The sequence below is a fragment of the Sphingomonas sp. 22R3R2A-7 genome, from assembly GCF_036856055.1.
Taxonomy (GTDB): domain Bacteria; phylum Pseudomonadota; class Alphaproteobacteria; order Sphingomonadales; family Sphingomonadaceae; genus Sphingomonas.
In genome coordinates, this window is sequence record NZ_JASPFR010000001.1 from 3,105,721 (window position 1) to 3,123,719 (window position 17,999).

A 17,999-nucleotide genomic window follows, 5' to 3' on the forward strand; every position below is an offset into this window, starting at 1 on the left:
TCAGCGGGAGAAGCCGGGCATCGGGACAATGCCCTTGCCCGATCTGGCCGGCGCCGCCGCAGGCAGCGAGCGGGTATCCGCCACGGGGTTCTGACGGTCGGGACGGGACAGCGGACCGACGGGGGCGGTCGCACCGATCGCCGGGGTCGCATAGCCCGTTGGCGCGACCGTCGGGACGGGGCGCCGCTCGCCCGTCGTGCCGTTGCCGAGTTCGCCCAGCAGGACGCGACCGGCATCGGTCGGCGCCTTGTAGCCGTCGGTCGGCAGCGCGATGTCGGACGGGTTGTTGACCGGCTTCACCAGATACGGCGTGATGATGATCACCAGCTCGGTCTCGTTGCGCTGGAAGCTGTTCGAGCGGAACAGCGCGCCGATCACCGGCAGGCTCGCAAGCCCCGGCGTCTTGTCGTACGTGTTGTTGTGCGCGTTCGACAGCAGCCCGCTGATCATCATGCTCTGCCCCGAACCGAGCTCGACCGTCGTCTCGGTCCGCCGCGTGGTGAGGCCGGGGACGCGCGTGTTGTTCAGCGTCACCGCGTTGGAATAATCGAGCTGCGACACCTCGGGACGGACGCGCAGCGAGATGCGGCCGTCGGACAGCACCGTCGGCGTATAGGCCAGGCTGACGCCGTATTGCTTATACTCGACCGTCACCGTTCCCAGCGCCTGCGCGATCGGCACGGGCACCTCGCCGCCGGCGAGGAACGTGCCCGTCTCGCCCGACAGCGCGGTCAGGTTCGGGTTGGCGAGCGTCGAGACCTGTCCCGTCTGCTCGCCGAGATCGATCGCCGCGAGCAGGTCGAGTCCGAGCAGCCGTCCGGCCAGCCCCAGCGAGGTCGCGTTGTCGGCCTTGGCCGGAAAACCGAACAAGGTGCTGCCGGGGAACGCGCCGTTCGCGTCGATCGGCGTGCCCGGTGCGCCGATGACTCCGGGGACGGTGGTGATCGCGCCCTGTCGCCCGCCCTGCGCGATGTTGAACAGGAAATTGCCCGATCCGCGGCTCGTCAGGTTGACGCCGATCGTCTTGACGAAGCTGCGTGACACCTCGGCGACGCGCACCTGCAGATTGACCTGCAGCGGGGTCGCGGTCTTGAGGCGTGACAGGACCTTGGTCTGATCGCCAACGAACGCCTGGACCAGCCGTTCCGCCTCGGCGGCGTCCTCGGGTGCCGCGACGGTTCCGGTCAGCAGCACGAGGCCGTTCATCGACGTCGCGACGACCTGCGCCTCGGGCATCGCCAGCCCGAGCATCTGCTGGACCGAATCGAGGTTGTTGCCGACGCGGACGGTCGAGCTGTAGACGATCGCGCCACCCTTCGCGGTGGCCGAAATCGTCGTCTCGCCCGTCTTCTTGCCGAAGATGTAGAGCTGGGTCGGCGACCGGACCTGGACATCGGCGATCGTGTCGTCGGCGACGAACAGGTCGCTCATCGGCCGCGACAGCGTCACCAGCCGGCCGCGACCGGTGTTGACCTGGACCAGCCCGGAGGGGGCGCCTGCACCGCGGCGCGCATCGTCCGCGGGGAGTTGCTCTGCGCGTCGGCGATCGCGGAGGGCGCCGTGCCTGCCGCTGCGAGGATCGCCGCAAGCGGCCATCCCAGCGGCGCGCGCAAACCTGTCATGCGGATACGCATCTTAATTCTTCCCCCGACCGGAACGATCGTCATGCTGTTGCCGCGTGCGACGCGGATCACGGGGCCGGTAATGGCCTGGCCCGGCTGCCCCGGCGCGGTCGCGGGGGACGGCATCCCCGACGCCGCATTGCCGTTCGCGGCGACCGGCGGGCGACCCGGCACCGTGCTGCGCTGATAGCGCGATACGTCTGCACCCGTGGCATAGCTCGCCGCGCCGCCCGAAGGCTGGCTGGCGAGCCGTGCCATCATCGCGCGCTCCGCCTTGGGGTCGGTGCCTGCGGGCACCTTGATGCTGCCCGATGCGATCGCTTCCTCGAGTTCGCTCGCATTGTCCGCGATCGAGCGGAGCGACAGCGACAGCGTGCCGACCGTCTGCGCGACCGCGATCTGCTCGGCCATCCGCGGCGTCGCCTCGACCGTCACGTTGGAAAAGGTGCTCACGACCGTCTTGCCGTCCTCGCCGACCTTGTTGTCGGTACGCTGGTCGGTCGCCAGCACGCGGACGTTGCGCAGGATCGTCTCGGACACCTTCAGCGGATCGCCGTCGCCCCCGCCGGCGACCGCCTGCGTCAGCACGAGGTCGATGCGGTCGCCCGGGAACACGAAGCCCGCGACCGACGCCTGCGCCGACACCGGCACCGTCACCGCGCGCATGCCCGGCCCGAGCGCCGCCGCCAGGAACCCGCGATCCCCGGGCTTCACCAGCGCACCCTGCGTGACCGGCTGGCCCGCGGTGATGATGTTGCGGACGACCGTGCCCTGCAGCGCCTTCAGGTCGGTCTTGTCCTTCAGGTAATAGGCGTTGTCGACGAGCTCCTTGGGCCAGGGCTGAAACTTCAGCGCGGACGCGTCGAGGATCGTCCCCACCGGCAGCGCACGCGTGGCGACGAGAACCTCGGGCCCGTCGATCGCAACGGGCTGCATCGACACTGCCGTCGCCTGCGGCGTTGCGCTGCCCGCGATCAGCGACCGGGCAAAGAATGCCGTGATCGCCGCGACGAACAACGCGCCCACCAGCAATATGACCTTGCGACTATCCATGTCTCATCGTGCCTTTCGGGCGCCGGTTGGTTGATCCAACATTAAGTATCTACCAGAGGGTGTTAAGGAGTGGTTCGTGCAGCACGAACAGGCCCGCGAACGCGATCGCGATGCCGTAGGGAACTTCGATCGGGGGGCTTTGCGGTCCGGGCTTCCGGCAGAATCCGGCGGTCGATCAGCATCCCTGCGGTCAACACCCCGCCCGCGACCGACATCACCACCAGCATCACCAGGAACGCCCCGATCGGCAGCCACAGCGACAGCGCGACGATCAGCTTGACGTCGCCGCCGCCCATCATCCCGAAATGGAAGACGACGCAGAAGATCGCGAACACCGCGACCGCGATGCCCAACTGGATCGCCATGTCGGGCCAGGGCGCCATCCCACTGGCAAACCACCACAAAGGCGCCAGCAGTGCGATCGCACCGGTCTTCCAGTTGGCGATCTCACGCACGCGCGCATCCTCGATCGCGGCCAGGACGAGCATGCCCGCCAGCGCGAAAAGCAGAAATGAAAGCGTAAAATCCGACCCCATGCGTTAGGTCTTAATTCCTATGGCTTTCAAAAAAGTAACCGTCACGCCAATGCCCGATACCGCCCCCGCCAAAGTCGATCATTTTCCCTGCGAAATTAGTAGCTTGGTAAGCGAAAAGCCGGCCCGACCGGCGCCTTCGCGGCGATCGTTCACGCTCGCTGCCGACGCACGTCGCGCGATTCCCGCGGCGGCGCAGGTGGGGGTCTGGGAAGCACCCGATGGCTGGATGCTGCGGCGATTCGACTGGCCTGCCGAGCGCCCGCGTGGTCGATTCCTGTTCCAGGCGGGACGTGGCGACAGCTTCGAGAAGTATCTCGAAACCATCGCGCATCTGCACCTCGCGGGGTGGTCGGTCACCTCGCTCGACTGGCGCGGGCAGGGCGGGTCGGGCCGTCTGTCGCCCGATCCCTATGTCGGTCACGTCACCGACTTCGGGGTCTATGACGCTGATCTGGCCGCTTTCTGGCAACAGTGGCGCAGCGAGGACGGGGGCGAGGGCCCGGCGGCGATCCTCGGCCATTCGATGGGCGGCCTGCTCGTGATGCGCGCGCTCGCGGCGGGGACGATCGATCCTGCCGCCGCGATCCTCGTCGCGCCGATGCTGGGGTTGCGGTCGCCGCTCGGTGCGGAGATGTCGGGACGGATCGCGCGCTATATGGCGCGCCGGCTGCCCATGCGCGCGGCGTGGCGGCAGAATGAACGGCCGGGCCCCGTCGCATCCCGCCAGCGGTTGCTGACGCACGACATCGAGCGCTATCGCGACGAACGCTGGTGGCACGACGCCAGCCCGGGCCTGCAACTCGGTCCGCCGAGCTGGTCGTGGCTGTCGCAGGCGTTCGACGGCTGCGCAGCGCTCGTGCGGGATCGGCGCGTCGAGGCGATTGCGGTGCCCGTGCTGATGCTCGTGGCGGACGCCGACCGGCTGGTCGACCCGCGTGCCGCTGCCCGAGTCGCGGCGCGCCTGCCCAATGCGAGCCTGGTGCGGTTCGGGCCCGAATCGGCACACGAGATCCTGCGCGAATCGGATGCGGTGCGCGACCGTGCGCTATCGGTGATGGACGGGTTTCTCGACGACGTGGTGCCGGCATGACGACGCGCTACGACGTCGCGATCGTCGGCGGCGGGATGGCTGGGACCAGCCTGGCCGCCGCCATCGCTCCGGAAGCGCGCGTGCTGGTGATCGAGGGGGAGGATGCCCCCGGCTATCACGCGACGGGGCGTTCGGCCGCCTTCTGGTCGGAAACCTATGGCGGGCCGGGAATCCAGCCACTGACGACCGCGTCGGGTCCGGTCCTGCAGGCCGGCGGATTTCTCCAGCCGCTCGGGTCGCTCCATATCGGTCGCGCCGGCGATGCGCACGCGGTCGACCGGTTCATCGCCGAATTCGCCGAAAGCGCGGTGGTGCTCGACCGTGTCGATCCGGCGACGATCGTGCCGGGTCTGCGGCCCGAATGGACGCTCGGCGTGGCCGAGCCGAGCTGTGCCTATATCGATGTCGCGGGGCTGCACGCGCATGAATTGGCCACCGCCAGACGCGCGGGCGCGGAGATCGTCACGCATGCGACGTTGGAGGCGGCGACCCATGCCGGCGGGCAATGGACGATCGAAACAAGCGGCGGCACGTTCCGGGCCGACATGCTGGTCGATGCCGCGGGCGCCTGGGCCGATATGGTGGCGATGCGCGCGGGGGTTCGTCCGCTCGGCATGCGCCCCTACCGGCGGACGATGGTACAGCTTCGCACCGATCCGCCCGTCGCGCCGGGTCTGCCGCATGTCGCCGATATCGCGGGGGGCTTCTATTTCAAGCCCGAACCCGGCGGTCGGTTATGGCTCAGCCCGCACGACGAGACGCCCACCGATCCCTGCGATGCCGCGCCCGAGGAGATCGACGTCGCGATCGCGATCGACCGGCTCGAGCAGGCGGTCGACTGGCGCGTGGAGCAGGTCGAGCGCCGCTGGGCGGGGCTGCGGACGTTCGCGCCGGATCGTCACCCGGTATACGGGTTCGATCCGCGCAATCCCGCGTTTTTCTGGTGCGCGGGACAGGGCGGGTTCGGGATCCAGACCGCGCCCGCCGCCGCGCGCCTGGCAGCGGCGTTGCTGCTCAAGCGCGCGCCGGATGCGATCGTCGCGAACATCGATGCGGGGCGCTATGCGCCCGGCCGGTTCGACGCCGACTGATCGCGGCGGCGTCTGGCAGCATGCGGTCAGCGGCGCCGCGCTGCTCCGGGTGCGATCGACGCGACCGCGGCATCGCTGGCGAGCTTGTCGGCGCGCTCGTTCTCGGGGTGGCCGGCATGGCCCTTGACCCATTGCCACTCGATCTTGTGCCGCGCCACCGCAGCCAGCAGCGCGTGCCAGAGTTCGGCGTTCTTGACGGGCTTCTTGTCGGCGGTCTTCCAGCCGTTGCGCTGCCAGCCCTTCACCCACTTGGTCAGCCCGTCCATGACGTACTTGCTGTCGGTGTATAGCGTCACCGCGCAGGGCCGCGTCAGGATGTTGAGCGCCTCGATCGCCGCGGTCATCTCCATGCGGTTGTTCGTCGTCTGCGCATCGCCGCCCGACAATTCCTTCTCGTGCACGCCCATCCGGATCACCGCGCCCCAGCCGCCGGGGCCGGGATTGCCCTTGCAGGCGCCGTCGGTGAAAATCTCCACCTTCGTCATCACGTCGTCAGTCATGCAAACAGATCGTCCTTGCGATACGCGTCGAGTCGCCGCCAATAGGCCAGCGGATCCTTGCGCGTCACCAGCGCATCCGCCGGTGTGTTGACCCAGTCCCATGCCCGCGTGAGCAGGAATCGCAGGCAGGCACCCTGCGCGAGCGTCGGCAACGCCGCGCGCTCGGCCACCGACAACGGCGCGACGCTGGTATATCCGTCGATCAGCGCGCGGCCGATCGCCGGGTCGAAACGCCGGCCCTCGGCGTCGAACGACCAGGCGGTGTGCATCACCGCGAGATCATAGGCGCGGATGTCGGTGCACGCGAAATAGAAGTCGATGATCCCCGTCACCCGGTCGCCGAGCATCAGGACATTGTCGGGAAACAGGTCGGAATGGATCGCCGCGACCGGCAAATCGCGCGGCCAGTCGGCAAGGACCGCGCCCAGGGCGGTGTCGACCCGGTCGTACAGCCCCGGCTCGATCGTCTCCACCCCGCGCCCGCACCGTTCGAGAAGCGGACGCCATGTGTCCGCACCGAGCGGGTTGGGCCTCGCCTGCGCGAAGTCGGCGAGGTCGGTATGGATGCGGCCCATCGCCGCGCCCGCGGCGTGCGCCTGTCGCGGCGTGGGGTGCGAGACCGAGACGCCCGTCAGGAACTCGATCAGGCACGCGGCCCGGCCGGCGAGCTGCTGGATCGCGACGCCGTGGCGGTCCGGCAGCGCGCGCGGGACCGGATTGCCCGCGGCCGCCAGATGGTCGAGCATCGCCAGGAAAAAGGGCAGGTCGTCGGTCGACGTCCATTCCTCGTACAGCGTCAGGATGAAGCGGTCGGCGGTCGTTTCGACCAGATAGTTGCTGTTCTGGACGCCCTCGGCGATCCCCTTTGCCGACAGCAGCTCGCCGCGATCGAACCGCGCGAGGAAGTCGCCAAGCGCTTCGGCCGAGACGTGCGTATAGACCGCCACGCGTCAGGCCGCGGCTTCGAGTCCGCGGGGCAGCTTGAACGCGATCGTCTCGCGCGTGGTCTCGACCTCGCGCTCCGAGACCTCGAACCGCTCCGACAGCCGGTCGACCAGCTCGCGCACGAGCAATTCGAGGGCCGATGCGCCAGCGGTGATCCCGAGCGTTCCGACGCCCGCGAGGAAGTCCCAGTCGAGTTCGCTCGCGCGCTGGATGAGCATCGCGGGCGTGCCTTCGCGCAGCGCGACCTCGACGAGCCGGACCGAGTTGGACGAGTTGGGTGCACCGATCACCAGCATCGCGTCGCAGCCATGCGCGATCGCCTTGACCGCCGCCTGGCGGTTCGAGGTCGCGTAGCAGATGTCCTCGCCGCGCGGCGGCTGCATCTCGGGGAAGCGGCGCTGCAACGTCGCGACGACCGCGGCGGTGTCGTCGACGGACAGCGTGGTCTGCGTGAGGAAGGCGAGGTTGGCAGGGTCGGCAGGGTGAAGCCCTCGGCATCCTCGACCGTCTCGATCAGCGACATTGCGCCGTCAGGGACCTGGCCGAACGTGCCGATCACCTCGGGATGCCCGGCGTGACCGATGAACACGATATGCCGCCCCTGCGCGACCAGCCGTTCGGCCTGGCGGTGCACCTTGGATACCAGCGGACACGTCGCATCGAGATATTCGAGCCCGCGCGCCTGCGCATCGAGCGGTACCGATTTGGGAACGCCGTGCGCGGAGAACACGACCGGCGCATCGTCGGGCACCTCGCTCAGATCCTCGACGAACACCGCGCCCTGCGCCTTGAGTGTGTCGACGACGAACTTGTTGTGGACGATCTCGTGACGGACATAGACGGGTGCGCCATGCTTCTCGATCGCCAGCTCGACGATGCGGATCGCACGGTCGACGCCGGCGCAGAAGCCGCGTGGTGCCGCGATCAGCAGTTCGAGCGCGGGTTTGTCGCCGCGCGTCGTCGCGGGAACGGTTGCGGGGTCTGCGGCGGACTCTGCGGGGATGCTCATAGTCGTCGGGCTCTACGCGATTGCTTGCCTGGACGAAAGCCGGTTCCTATGGTGCGCGGCGACAGGGGCCGGTGCGATTGCGCAGGCCCTTTCGCTCGTTCGAGAAGGTACGCGTCCCCGTGAAAGCCCCCATCCTTGCCGCTTCGATCCTCGCGCTCACCTTGGGCGGCTGTGCGTCGAAGGGTGAAATCGACGCGACCGGTGGCATCTCCGCCATTCGCTCGGCCTGCCCGACCGTGGCGGTTCCGGCCGCGACCGGGGACATCACCATGTTCGACCCGGTCACCAGCCGCGACCAGTCGGCGATCGACGTCACCGCGCTGATGACCAACGTCCGCTCGACCTGCGCCGACGCGACCGATCCGATCCTGACAACCGTCACCTTCACGGTGCAGGCGCGGCGCGTGCGGACCGAGGCGGCACGCGACGTGACGGTGCCGTACTTCGTGACGGTCGTCCGCGGCGGCAGCGCGGTGGTCGCCAAGCGCGTCGGCCGCGTCTCGCTGCATTTCGATGCCGGACAGGCGCGCGCACAGGCCGATGGCCAGGGCACGGCGACGATAACGCGCGCCGCCGCCACGCTGCCGCCCGAAGTGCGCGAGCGGCTGACGCGCAAGCGCAAGGCGGGCGACGAGGACGCCGCCGTCGATCCGCTCAGCACCCCCGAGGTGCGCCAGGCCGTCCAGCGCGCGACGTTCGAAGCCCTGGTCGGCTTCCAGCTCACTGATGCGCAGCTGAAGTACAACGCCACCCGCTGACGCCGCCTGCGGACCCGGCTTGTCGCAGACGATTCGTTCTTCCGCGCGCGCGGAAGAACGGGAGTTTCGACAATCTCGGGCCACGAACACCAAGCCCGATTGACTAAGATTGTGCGGCGCGTCACAGCTTGGCGCGTCGATGTCGGGCAACCGGCATGGCACCGCGCGGGAGAGCGTTTCCGGTCCTTTCAGGGCTGACGGAGCCGCCGAAGGAGCAACCACCCCGGAATCTCTCAGGCACCAGAGACCGCGCGGGGCTGATCGACACTCTGGAAAGCGTCCTGGCGTCCGCGCCGAGGGCCACCGAAGGGGTAAGCCGCCAATCAGGCGGTGAAAGCTCTCAGGTTCCGTGACAGAGGGGGTCGGATCGCAGCACCACAGGGTGCCGCGCGCCCCTTCGACGGAGACCGACATGAGCGACGCCGACATTCGCGACTATGCCAGCATCATCGATGAGGCCGACGATTACGTCGAGCCCGAGGTACTGCCGTTGCCGCTCGACGCCTGGCACCGCGCGAACGGTGCACGGATGGTCGAGTTCGCCGGCTATCAGATGCCGATCCAGTATGACGGCATCATGGCCGAGCACGCCTGGACGCGCGAGTCGGCCGGCCTGTTCGACGTCAGCCACATGGGCCAGCTCGTCTTCTCGGGCGAAGGCGTCGCGCATGCGCTCGAAACCGTGTTGCCGGGCGACATCGCAGGCTTGAGCGAGGGCAAGATGCGCTATTCGCTGCTGCTCGCGCAGGATGGCGGCATCCTCGACGACCTGATGGCGACGCGCCTGCCCGACGATCAGCCCTCGCCCTTCTCGGCGCAGGACGTCGAGCCCGAGGCGTACGACCCGCTCCACCCGTCGCCGACCGCGAGCGGCAGCTTCTATGTCGTCGTCAACGGCGCGACCAAATATGACGATGTCAGCTATCTGATCGAGCATCTGCCCGACGACGTCACGATCAACATCCTCGAGGACCAGGCGCTGCTCGCGGTGCAGGGCCCCAAGGCAGTCGCGGCGGTTGCTCAGATTGTCCCCGGCATCGACGGCCTCGTGTTCATGACCGCGGGCGCGTTCCACTGGAACGACGTGCCGCTCTGGATCAGCCGATCGGGCTATACCGGCGAGGACGGCGTCGAGATCTCGCTCCCCGCCGAGCATGCCGTCGCGTTCGCCGACGCGCTGCTGGCACTCCCCGAGATCAAGCCGATCGGCCTCGGCGCGCGCGACTCGCTGCGTCTCGAAGCCGGTTTGCCGCTGTACGGGCATGACCTCGATCCCGAAACCACGCCGGTGATGGCCGATCTCGGTTTCGCGCTGTCCAAGCGCCGCCGCGAAGCCGCCGATTTCCCCGGCGCCGAGCGTATCCTCACCCAGCGCGAGCATGGTCCCGCCACCAGGCGAGTCGGCCTGATCGTCGAGGGCCGCCAGCCTGCGCGCGAAGGGTCAGAGGTGATCGACGACTCCGGGGCAACGATCGGTCGCCTCACCAGCGGCGGGTTCGCGCCGACGCTCGGGAAGCCGATCGCGATGGCCTATGTGCCGCTCGCGCTGGCGACCCCCGGTACCCGCATCGAGATCGCGCAGCGCGGCAAGGTCCATACCGCGACCGTCACCGCGATGCCCTTCATTCCCCACCGCTACGTCCGCGCAGGAGCCAAGTGATATGAGCCGTTTCTTCACGCAAGATCATGAATGGGTCGACGTCGAGGGTGATGTCGGCACCGTCGGAATCAGCGAATATGCGCAGAGCCAGCTCGGCGACGTCGTGTTCGTCGAGGTCCCCGAGGCCGGCAAGCAGCTGGCCAAGGGCGCCGATGCCGCAGTCGTCGAGATCGGTCAAGGCCGCGTCGGACGTCTATTCGCCGGTGTCGGGCACCGTCATCGAGGGCAACGCTGCGCTCGCCGACGATTCGAGCCTGGTGAATTCGGATGCCGAAGCGGCAGGCTGGTTCTTCAAGCTGACGCTCAGCGATCCGAGCGAGCTCGACAGCCTCATGGACGAAGCCGCCTACGCGGCGTTCGTCGAAGGCCTGTAACCGTCAAAGCCCCTCCCCTTCAGGGGAGGGGTTGGGGTGGGGCAGCGCGACAGACGCGCCGCCTGCGGACACGCCCCACCCCCAACCCCTCCCCTGAAGGGGAGGGGCAAGGAGACATCCCATGCGCTACCTTCCCCTGACCCAGCCCGACCGCGAGGCGATGCTCGCCGTCATCGGTGCCGCGACGATCGATGATCTCTTCACCGACGTTCCCGAGGCCGCCCGCCTCGACGGCCCCGTCCGCGACCTGCCGATGCACGCCTCCGAAATGGCGGTCGAACGCCACATGTCGGCGCTCGCCAAGAAGAACCTCACCGCGGGCGAAGCGCCGTTCTTCCTCGGCTGCGGCGCGTACAAGCATCATGTCCCCGCCAGTGTCGATCACCTGATCCAGCGCGGCGAGTTCCTGACCGCCTACACGCCGTACCAGCCCGAGATAGCGCAGGGCACGCTGCAGATGCTGTTCGAGTTCCAGACGCAGGTCGCGCGGCTGCTCGGCACCGACGTCGCCAACGCGTCGATGTACGACGGCTCGACCGCGTGCTGGGAAGCGATCGTGATGGCACGCCGCATCACCAAGCGCGGCAAGGCGATCCTGTCGGCGGGGCTTCACCCGCATTACGTGTCGGTGTCGAACACGATGGCCAAGTTCACCGGCGACGTGCTCGACACGACCGATCCGCGGCTGGTGCCCGAGATGGACATCGACCGGCTGATTGCGAAGATCGACGACGATACCTCGTGCGTGGTCGTCCAGTATCCCGACATCCTCGGCCGCATCGCCGATCTGCGTCCGCTCGCGGATGCGTGCCACGCGAAGAAGGCGCTGCTGATCGCGGTCGTCACCGAGCCCGTCGCGCTCGGCGCGATCACCTCGCCCGGTGAGATGGACGCGGACATCGTCGTTGGCGAAGGCCAGTCGCTCGGCGTCGGCCTCCAGTTTGGCGGGCCCTATGTCGGCCTGTTCGGCTGCAAGGACAAATATGTCCGCCAGATGCCCGGCCGACTCTGCGGCGAGACCGTCGACGCCGATGGCCGTCGCGGCTTCGTGCTGACTCTGTCGACGCGCGAGCAGCATATCCGCCGCGAAAAGGCGACGTCGAACATCTGCACCAACTCCGGCCTCTGCGCGCTGGCCTTCTCGATCCACATGACGCTGCTCGGCGAAGCGGGCCTCCGCCAGCTCGCTGAGGAGAACCATGCGGGTGCCGTGGCCGCCGCCGAGCGCCTGTCGCAGATCCCCGGCGTCGAACTGATCAACGACAGCTTCTTCAATGAATTCACGCTGAAGCTGCCCGTCGAGGCGCGCCCCGTCGTCCGTACGCTCGCCGATCGCGGCATCCTCGCGGGTGTCTCGCTCGGGCGTCTCTATCCCGGCAAGGACGATCTCGCGAACGGCCTCGTCGTCGCCGTGACCGAAACGACCACCGCGGAGGACGTCGAAACGCTTGCGTCCGCATTCCAGGAGATACTGGCATGAGCGATCGTTTATTCCCGTTCGTGCCGAGTAGAGACCGAGCCTGTCGAGGACTCGTATCGAGGCACCTGTCTCTCGATACGGCATCTCGACACGCTCGATGCCTACTCGAGACGAACGGAATGGTTTGGGAGATACTGGCATGAGCATCAACCAGAGCGGCTGGCGCCCGACCGCGCCCGAGCAGGGCAAGGGTAACGTCCCCGCCAGCGTCACCGGCAACAAGGCGCTGATGCTCGAGGAAGCGCTGATCTTCGAGATCGGCGACAGCCACACCACCGGTGTCGATTTCGCTTCTTCTCCCTCTCCCCTCCGGGGAGAGGGCCGGGGTGAGGGGCAGCCCAGCAATGCTGCGCCCGGAACGGCCCCTCACCCAACCCTCTCCCCGGAGGGGAGAGGCCTATCACGTCTCGGCAACCTCGCTCGCGCCAACCCGATCGGCCTCCCCGGTCTGTCGGAGCCCGAGACTGTCCGCCATTACACGCGCCTGTCGCGCCAGAATTACGGCATCGATCTCGGCTTCTTCCCGCTCGGCAGTTGCACGATGAAGCACAATCCGCGCCTCAACGAGAAGATGGCGCGGTTGCCCGGTTTCTCCGACGTCCACCCGCTCCAGCCGGTCGACACGGTGCAGGGCGCGCTCGAGGTCATCCACCAGCTCGCGCACTGGCTCGTCACGCTCACCGGCATGACCTCGGTCGCGATGAGCCCCAAGGCGGGCGCGCATGGCGAGCTGTGCGGCGTCCTCGCGATCCGCGCCGCGCTCGAAGCCAAGGGTGAGGGGCATCGCAAGATCATCCTCGTCCCCGAGAGCGCGCACGGCACCAACCCCGCGACCGCCGCGTTCGCGGGTTACAGCGTCGAGGATATTCCCGCCACCGCCGAGGGCCGCGTCGACACCGGCGCGCTGAAGGCACGCCTCGGCCCCGACGTCGCGGGCGTGATGATCACCAACCCCAATACCTGCGGCCTGTTCGAGCGCGACATGCGCGAGATTTCGGACGCGGTGCATGCGGCGGGCGGCTTCGTCTATTGCGACGGCGCGAACTTCAACGCGATCGTCGGCCGCGTCCGCCCGGGCGATCTCGGCATCGACGCGATGCACATCAACCTGCACAAGACCTTCTCGACCCCGCATGGCGGCGGCGGTCCGGGTTCGGGTCCGGTGGTGTTCTCGGCGGCATTGACCCCCTACGCACCACTTCCCTTCGTGGAAAAGCAGGGTGGGCAGTTCGTCCTGATCGAAGAAGAGAATGCCGGCGAGCATCACGCCGGCAGCTTCGGCCGGATGGTCGCGTTCCACGGCCAGATGGGCATGTTCACGCGTGCGCTGACGTACATCCTCAGCCACGGCGCCGATGGCCTGCGCCAGGTGTCCGAGGATGCGGTGCTCAACGCGAACTACATCCTGCGCAGCCTCGACGACACGCTCGACGCGCCGTTCGGCCCGTCGGGTCCTTGCATGCACGAGGCGCTGTTCTCGGATTCGGGCCTCGCCGCCGGTTTCTCGACGATCGACATCGCCAAGGGGCTGATCGACGAGGGCTTCCACCCGATGACGATGTACTTCCCGCTCGTCGTTCACGGTGCGATGCTGGTCGAGCCGACCGAGACCGAATCGAAGGCGGCGCTCGACCAGTTCATCGCCGCGCTCCGCTCGGTCGCCGAACGCGCCAAGGCGGGCGATCCCAGCCTCAAGACCGCGCCGCACTTCGCCCCCCGCGCGCGCCTCGACGAGACGGTCGCGGCACGCAAGCCTGTGCTGGTCTGGAAGGACCCAGCGCCGCTCGCGCAGGCGGCGGAGTAGGACGGACTCCTCCCCGGCCGCCGCCGGGGAGGGGCTTTGCCGTACGCCCCCTTTACTCCCGCTGTGTTGTGACCATACTACACCGCAAGGGGTAAGGTCGCAGGGGGAATCGATGCAGGCGAACGATGTCCAGGGCTGGATCAGCTACGCGATCACGGCGGTCGTCATCGCGGTGGTCTTCGCGGTCCGGTGGCGGCGGATGAGCGTGGTCAAGCCGCTCAAGCTCGAGCGGCTCTGGGTCTTCCCGGCGCTGTACGCTGCGGTCGCACTCTACATGGCGGTGATGTATCCGCCGCACGGTCTCGCCTGGCTGTTCTGCGCGATCGCGCTCGTCATGGGCGCGGCGCTCGGCTGGCAGCGCGGCAAGATGATGCGGATCACGATCGATCCCGACAGCCATGCGCTCAACACGACGTCGTCGCCCGCCGCGGTCCTGTTCCTCGTCGCGATCGTCGCGATCCGCACCGGCGCGCGCGCGGTGATCGGTGACGGGCAGGCACTGCACCTCGACCCGTTTGCGGTCACCGACATGCTGGTCGCGCTCGCGCTCGGCCTGCTCACCATGCAACAGAATCGAGATGTACCTGCGTGCGAAACGGATGCTCGAAACCGCGCGGGTCCTGCCCACTCCGTCATCCTGACGAAAGTCAGGATCCAGAGCCGCACAGGGCGGTGCTGTGTAACCCTGGATCCTGACTTTCGTCACGATGACGGGCTTGTCAGTGGACGGGGAGCCTTCAAGCGATCACGCGATCCGTCTCGTCCTGCCGGCGGACATGCTCGCGCCAGACGATATACAGCCCGCTCGCGACGATGACCGGTGCGCCGAACCACGTCGCCTCGGCAGGCAGCGTGTCGAACACCAGCCAGCCGAGCAATGTTGCCCACAACAGGCTCGAATAATCCATCGGCACCACCACCGACACCGGCCCGAGCCGCAGCGACGTCGTCATCGCGATCTGCGCGAGGCCCCCGCAATCCCGACGGTCGCGAGACACGCCCAGGTGATGGCGTCGTGCGGCTGCGCGGCCTGTTCGTAGAATACCGACAACGGGATCAACGACAGCGCGGAGAACCAGAACACCGTCGTCAGCGCGCTCTCGGTCTTGCCGATCTGCCGGAGCAGGATCGACACGCTCGCCGTCCCGAACGCGCCTGCCAGCGCACAACTTGCGCCCCATAGCGGAAATTGATCGCCGCCCGGCTGCGCGACGATCAGCACGCCGGCAAACCCCGCCGCCACCGCGCCCCAGCGATGCCAGCCGGTCGGCTCGCGCAGCACGAGCGCACCGAGAATCGTCGCGAAGATCGGTACGGTGAAGCCGATCGTCGTCGCCTCCGCCAGCGGCAGCGCGACGATCCCGTTGAACGTGAACGCCATCGCCGACAGTCCGACGACCGCGCGGATGATGTGCGCGGGCAGCCGCTGCGTCGCGATCGAGGGGAGGCCGGGGCCGGCGGCGATGACGGCCGACACCAGCAGGCACGCGCCGAACTGGCGGAAGAACAGGATCTCCGACACGCTCGCGCCGTGGCGTTCGGCCAGCTTGATCGCGGTGTTCATCAGCGCGAAGATCACGACCGACAGCAGCCTCATGCCGATGGCGGGAAGGATGCGGTCTGAGGACATTGCCTGCACCTACGCAAAGGACGCCCGCGATCCCACCCGAAACTCCCGTCATCCTGACGAAAGTCAGGATCCAGGGTACCACACGTGCCGCTCTTGGCTCTGGATCCTGACTTTCGTCAGGATGACGGGCGGGGCGGGACGCCGCTCGCAACGCATAGTGACGAACCCAGCCGCAGCCGCTATCCGCGACGCCATGATAAAGCGCGCACTCCCCGTCACCCGCGAGGCGGATTTCTCCGCCTGGTACCAGGCCGTCATTTCGGAAGCCGACCTCGCCGAGGAATCGGGCGTCCGCGGGTGCATGGTCATCCGCCCCTGGGGCTATGGCATCTGGGAGCGCATCCAGCGGCTGCTCGACGACCGGATCAAGGCGACGGGGCATGAGAATTGCTATTTCCCGCTCTTCATTCCGCTCTCCTATTTCGAGAAGGAGGCCGAGCATGTCGACGGGTTCGCCAAGGAAATGGCGGTCGTCACGCATCACCGGTTGAAGGCCGACGGCTATGGCCGGCTCGTCCCCGATCCCGACGCCAAGCTCGAGGAGCCGCTGGTCGTGCGCCCCACGTCCGAGATGGTCATCGGCGCGGCGTTCGCGCGCTGGGTCCAGTCATGGCGCGACCTGCCCGTGCTGATCAACCAGTGGGCGAACGTCGTCCGCTGGGAAATGCGCACGCGCATGTTCCTGCGCACGAGCGAGTTCCTGTGGCAGGAGGGGCATACCGCGCACGCCACCACGCAGGAGGCGCGCGACGAGACGCTCAAGATGCTCGAAGTCTACCGCGATTTCGCCGAGGAGTGCCTCGGCCTCCACGTGATCGCCGGCGAGAAGCCCGAGAACGAGCGCTTTCCGGGCGCGGTCGCGACCTATTCGATCGAGGCGATGATGCAGGACGGCAAGGCGCTCCAGGCGGGCACTTCGCATTTCCTCGGCACCAATTTCGCGTCGGCGCAGAACATCCGCTTCCAGAACGCAGCCGGCGAGTTCGAGCTCGCCAACACGACGAGCTGGGGCGTGTCGACGCGGATGATCGGCGGCGTCATCATGGTGCACGGCGACGATGACGGGCTGCGCGTGCCGCCGATGATCGCGCCGTGGCAGGTGGTGATCGTGCCGATGCTCCGCGACAATCCCGACGACGCGGCGATCGTCGACTATTGCAAGTCGCTCCAGGCGGAGCTCGCCAAGCAGTCCGCGCTGGGCGAGCCCGTCCGTGCGCTGCTCGATCTCAAGCCTGCCAAGGCCGCGACCAAGCGCTGGGGCTGGGTCAAGAAGGGTGCGCCGATCATCATCGAGGTCGGCGGGCGCGACATGGCGGGCGGCAACGTCTCGGTCATTCGCCGCGATCGCCTGTATCGTGAGGACGGCAAGCTCGACAGCAATGCGGTCGCCCGCGCCGACTTCGTCGCCGAGGTCTCGGGCATGCTGCACGACGTGCAGGCGGCGCTCCACGTCGAGTCGATGAACCGCCTGAAGGCCAACATCGTCCCCGTCGACGATTTCGCCGCGCTCGAGACGCACTTCGCGGACGGCATCAAGAACCCGGGCTGGGTCGACGTCCGCTGGTCCAAGCCCACCGGCGCCGCGCTCGACAAGGTCGTCGAGCGGCTGAAGGCGCTGAAGCTCACGATCCGCAATGCGCCGATGGGACAGACCGGGCAGGATGACGGTCCGTGCATCTTCACCGGCGAGCCTTCGGTCGAGCGCGTCCTGATCGGCCGTGCCTATTGAGCCGTGGCCTGCGCCGCCGGTCGCGTGGGCCGCGCGGCGTTCGTCGCCGACCCGGCTGCTTGCCGGGATGACGGCGTGCCGGCGGTTGCGGTCGACAAGGCGGCGGGCGCGCGTGTCAGTGGCGGCAGCGTCTCCAGATGCGCCTTGCCGTGCTGATTGATCAGCGTGACGTGCCCGGTGTTCGCCGACGCGACCGCCTTGAGGAACGAACGGGGCTTTTTCATCAGCTTGGGATGCTGAAGCCCGGTCAGGCCGACACGCCGGGCGGCTTCCTGAACGAAATGGACACAGTTGCGATCGCCGAGCCGGTATTCGCTGCTGCCCGTGGCGCCGCTCCATTCGGCGGCCAGCGCGACGATCGCCGCGTATTGCGCATCCGTCATCACGACCGAGAACTGCGCGTTGCTGCCCTTGATGTACGACGGCGTCGCCACGTCGAGCGCACCCGCGACCGGACCGAACAGCAGCGCCGGGCTCAGCGTCCTTGCGGTGAAGCCGTAATTGACGTCCACCGGCGCACCGCCGGCGTCGGGTACGCCGCGTAGCGTCACGAACGCGTGGGGAAAGCTGTTGCCGAGTTCATGGCTCCAGAACGTGATCGTCACCGCCGCTTGGGCAGGCTGCGCGACGAACAGGAGAAGGAGGAGCGCGGCGAACTGCTTGATAAGTCTCATGATATCGGATGCTAGCGCCGGTTGTGGGCGCTGTGCAACATCGC

13 protein-coding genes, 4 pseudogenes and 2 riboswitches are annotated in these 17,999 nt (G+C 67.9%); of the genes and pseudogenes, 9 read left to right on the forward strand and 8 right to left on the reverse strand.

The window, feature by feature from the left end; all coding sequences use genetic code 11:
* The 3 genes and pseudogenes from QP165_RS14885 to QP165_RS14895 all read right to left on the reverse strand — a co-directional run bounded on the left by QP165_RS14885 (position 1) and on the right by QP165_RS14895 (position 3,211).
* A complete protein-coding gene (locus QP165_RS14885) occupies positions 1-1,449 on the reverse strand; it encodes a type II and III secretion system protein family protein (RefSeq protein ID WP_333996210.1) in 1,449 nt (482 codons plus the stop codon).
* Between the two features lie 191 nt (positions 1,450-1,640).
* Positions 1,641-2,675: pseudogene (gene cpaB, locus QP165_RS14890) on the reverse strand (Flp pilus assembly protein CpaB); the annotation flags it as partial.
* Positions 2,676-2,737: 62 nt separating this feature from the next.
* Positions 2,738-3,211: an A24 family peptidase gene (locus tag QP165_RS14895; RefSeq protein WP_333996211.1), complete on the reverse strand. Its 474-nt coding sequence runs from the start codon at positions 3,209-3,211 to the stop codon at positions 2,738-2,740.
* Between the two features lie 103 nt (positions 3,212-3,314).
* Here QP165_RS14895 and QP165_RS14900 point away from each other — a divergent pair, with 103 nt between their 5' ends.
* Both QP165_RS14900 and QP165_RS14905 read left to right on the forward strand, forming a co-directional pair.
* Positions 3,315-4,301, forward strand: a complete 987-nt coding sequence (locus QP165_RS14900; protein ID WP_333996212.1) for an alpha/beta hydrolase — start codon at positions 3,315-3,317, stop codon at positions 4,299-4,301.
* Complete coding sequence (locus QP165_RS14905) at positions 4,298-5,392, forward strand: NAD(P)/FAD-dependent oxidoreductase (RefSeq protein ID WP_333996213.1); 1,095 nt, start codon at positions 4,298-4,300, stop codon at positions 5,390-5,392. Before QP165_RS14900 ends, QP165_RS14905 begins: the two co-directional genes overlap by 4 nt.
* A 26-nt stretch (positions 5,393-5,418) precedes the next feature.
* Here the strand turns inward: QP165_RS14905 and rnhA are convergent, their stop codons facing one another.
* The 3 genes and pseudogenes from rnhA to ispH form a co-directional block, all read right to left on the reverse strand.
* Complete coding sequence (gene rnhA, locus QP165_RS14910) at positions 5,419-5,892, reverse strand: ribonuclease HI (protein WP_056020822.1); 474 nt, start codon at positions 5,890-5,892, stop codon at positions 5,419-5,421.
* Complete coding sequence (thrB, locus tag QP165_RS14915) at positions 5,889-6,839, reverse strand: homoserine kinase (protein ID WP_333996214.1); 951 nt, start codon at positions 6,837-6,839, stop codon at positions 5,889-5,891. Before thrB ends, rnhA begins: the two co-directional genes overlap by 4 nt.
* A gap of 3 nt (positions 6,840-6,842) precedes the next feature.
* Positions 6,843-7,846, reverse strand: a pseudogene (ispH, locus tag QP165_RS14920) (4-hydroxy-3-methylbut-2-enyl diphosphate reductase).
* 119 nt (positions 7,847-7,965) lie between these two features.
* Here ispH and QP165_RS14925 point away from each other — a divergent pair.
* From QP165_RS14925 to QP165_RS14950, 6 genes and pseudogenes are all read left to right on the forward strand, one after another.
* Complete coding sequence (locus QP165_RS14925; RefSeq protein ID WP_333996215.1) at positions 7,966-8,604, forward strand: hypothetical protein; 639 nt, start codon at positions 7,966-7,968, stop codon at positions 8,602-8,604.
* 156 nt (positions 8,605-8,760) lie between these two features.
* Positions 8,761-8,864: riboswitch (glycine riboswitch) on the forward strand.
* A 1-nt stretch (position 8,865) separates the two neighbouring features.
* Positions 8,866-8,970, forward strand: a riboswitch (glycine riboswitch).
* A 46-nt stretch (positions 8,971-9,016) separates the two neighbouring features.
* Entirely contained in the window at positions 9,017-10,264 is a 1,248-nt protein-coding gene (gcvT, locus tag QP165_RS14930; RefSeq protein ID WP_333996216.1) for a glycine cleavage system aminomethyltransferase GcvT, read from the forward strand.
* 1 nt (position 10,265) lies between these two features.
* A pseudogene (gene gcvH / locus QP165_RS14935) lies at positions 10,266-10,638 on the forward strand (glycine cleavage system protein GcvH).
* Between the two features lie 121 nt (positions 10,639-10,759).
* On the forward strand, positions 10,760-12,118 hold the full coding sequence (gene gcvPA, locus QP165_RS14940) for an aminomethyl-transferring glycine dehydrogenase subunit GcvPA (protein ID WP_333996217.1): 1,359 nt from the start codon (positions 10,760-10,762) through the stop codon (positions 12,116-12,118).
* 139 nt (positions 12,119-12,257) lie between these two features.
* A complete protein-coding gene (gene gcvPB / locus QP165_RS14945) occupies positions 12,258-13,922 on the forward strand; it encodes an aminomethyl-transferring glycine dehydrogenase subunit GcvPB (protein WP_333996218.1) in 1,665 nt (554 codons plus the stop codon).
* A 112-nt stretch (positions 13,923-14,034) separates the two neighbouring features.
* Positions 14,035-14,739, forward strand: coding sequence for a hypothetical protein (locus QP165_RS14950; protein WP_333996219.1), 705 nt, complete (start codon positions 14,035-14,037; stop codon positions 14,737-14,739).
* Here the strand turns inward: QP165_RS14950 and QP165_RS14955 are convergent.
* Positions 14,660-15,552, reverse strand: a pseudogene (locus QP165_RS14955) (DMT family transporter). The gene QP165_RS14950 and the pseudogene QP165_RS14955 sit on opposite strands and share 80 nt — an antisense overlap.
* 193 nt (positions 15,553-15,745) lie before the next feature.
* On the opposite strand from QP165_RS14955, the gene QP165_RS14960 reads away from it, so the two are divergent.
* Positions 15,746-17,281 carry an aminoacyl--tRNA ligase-related protein gene (locus QP165_RS14960; RefSeq protein ID WP_333996220.1) on the forward strand — a complete coding sequence of 512 codons (1,536 nt, stop codon included), beginning with the start codon at positions 15,746-15,748 and terminating at the stop codon, positions 17,279-17,281.
* Here QP165_RS14960 and QP165_RS14965 read toward each other — a convergent pair.
* Positions 17,275-17,955 carry a hypothetical protein gene (locus tag QP165_RS14965; protein ID WP_333996221.1) on the reverse strand — a complete coding sequence of 227 codons (681 nt, stop codon included), beginning with the start codon at positions 17,953-17,955 and terminating at the stop codon, positions 17,275-17,277. The genes QP165_RS14960 and QP165_RS14965 overlap by 7 nt on opposite strands.
* Positions 17,956-17,999: the final 44 nt, after the last annotated feature.

Coding starts and splice junctions, on each gene's coding strand:
- QP165_RS14905 (WP_333996213.1), top strand. CDS start 4,298: ATGACGACGCGCTACGACGTCGCGATCGTCGGCGGCGGGATGGCTGGG.
- QP165_RS14950 (WP_333996219.1), top strand. CDS start 14,035: ATGCAGGCGAACGATGTCCAGGGCTGGATCAGCTACGCGATCACGGCG.
- QP165_RS14965 (WP_333996221.1), bottom strand. CDS start 17,955: ATGAGACTTATCAAGCAGTTCGCCGCGCTCCTCCTTCTCCTGTTCGTC.
- gcvPB (WP_333996218.1), top strand. CDS start 12,258: ATGAGCATCAACCAGAGCGGCTGGCGCCCGACCGCGCCCGAGCAGGGC.
- rnhA (WP_056020822.1), bottom strand. CDS start 5,892: ATGACTGACGACGTGATGACGAAGGTGGAGATTTTCACCGACGGCGCC.
- QP165_RS14960 (WP_333996220.1), top strand. CDS start 15,746: ATGATAAAGCGCGCACTCCCCGTCACCCGCGAGGCGGATTTCTCCGCC.
- QP165_RS14895 (WP_333996211.1), bottom strand. CDS start 3,211: ATGGGGTCGGATTTTACGCTTTCATTTCTGCTTTTCGCGCTGGCGGGC.
- gcvPA (WP_333996217.1), top strand. CDS start 10,760: ATGCGCTACCTTCCCCTGACCCAGCCCGACCGCGAGGCGATGCTCGCC.
- gcvT (WP_333996216.1), top strand. CDS start 9,017: ATGAGCGACGCCGACATTCGCGACTATGCCAGCATCATCGATGAGGCC.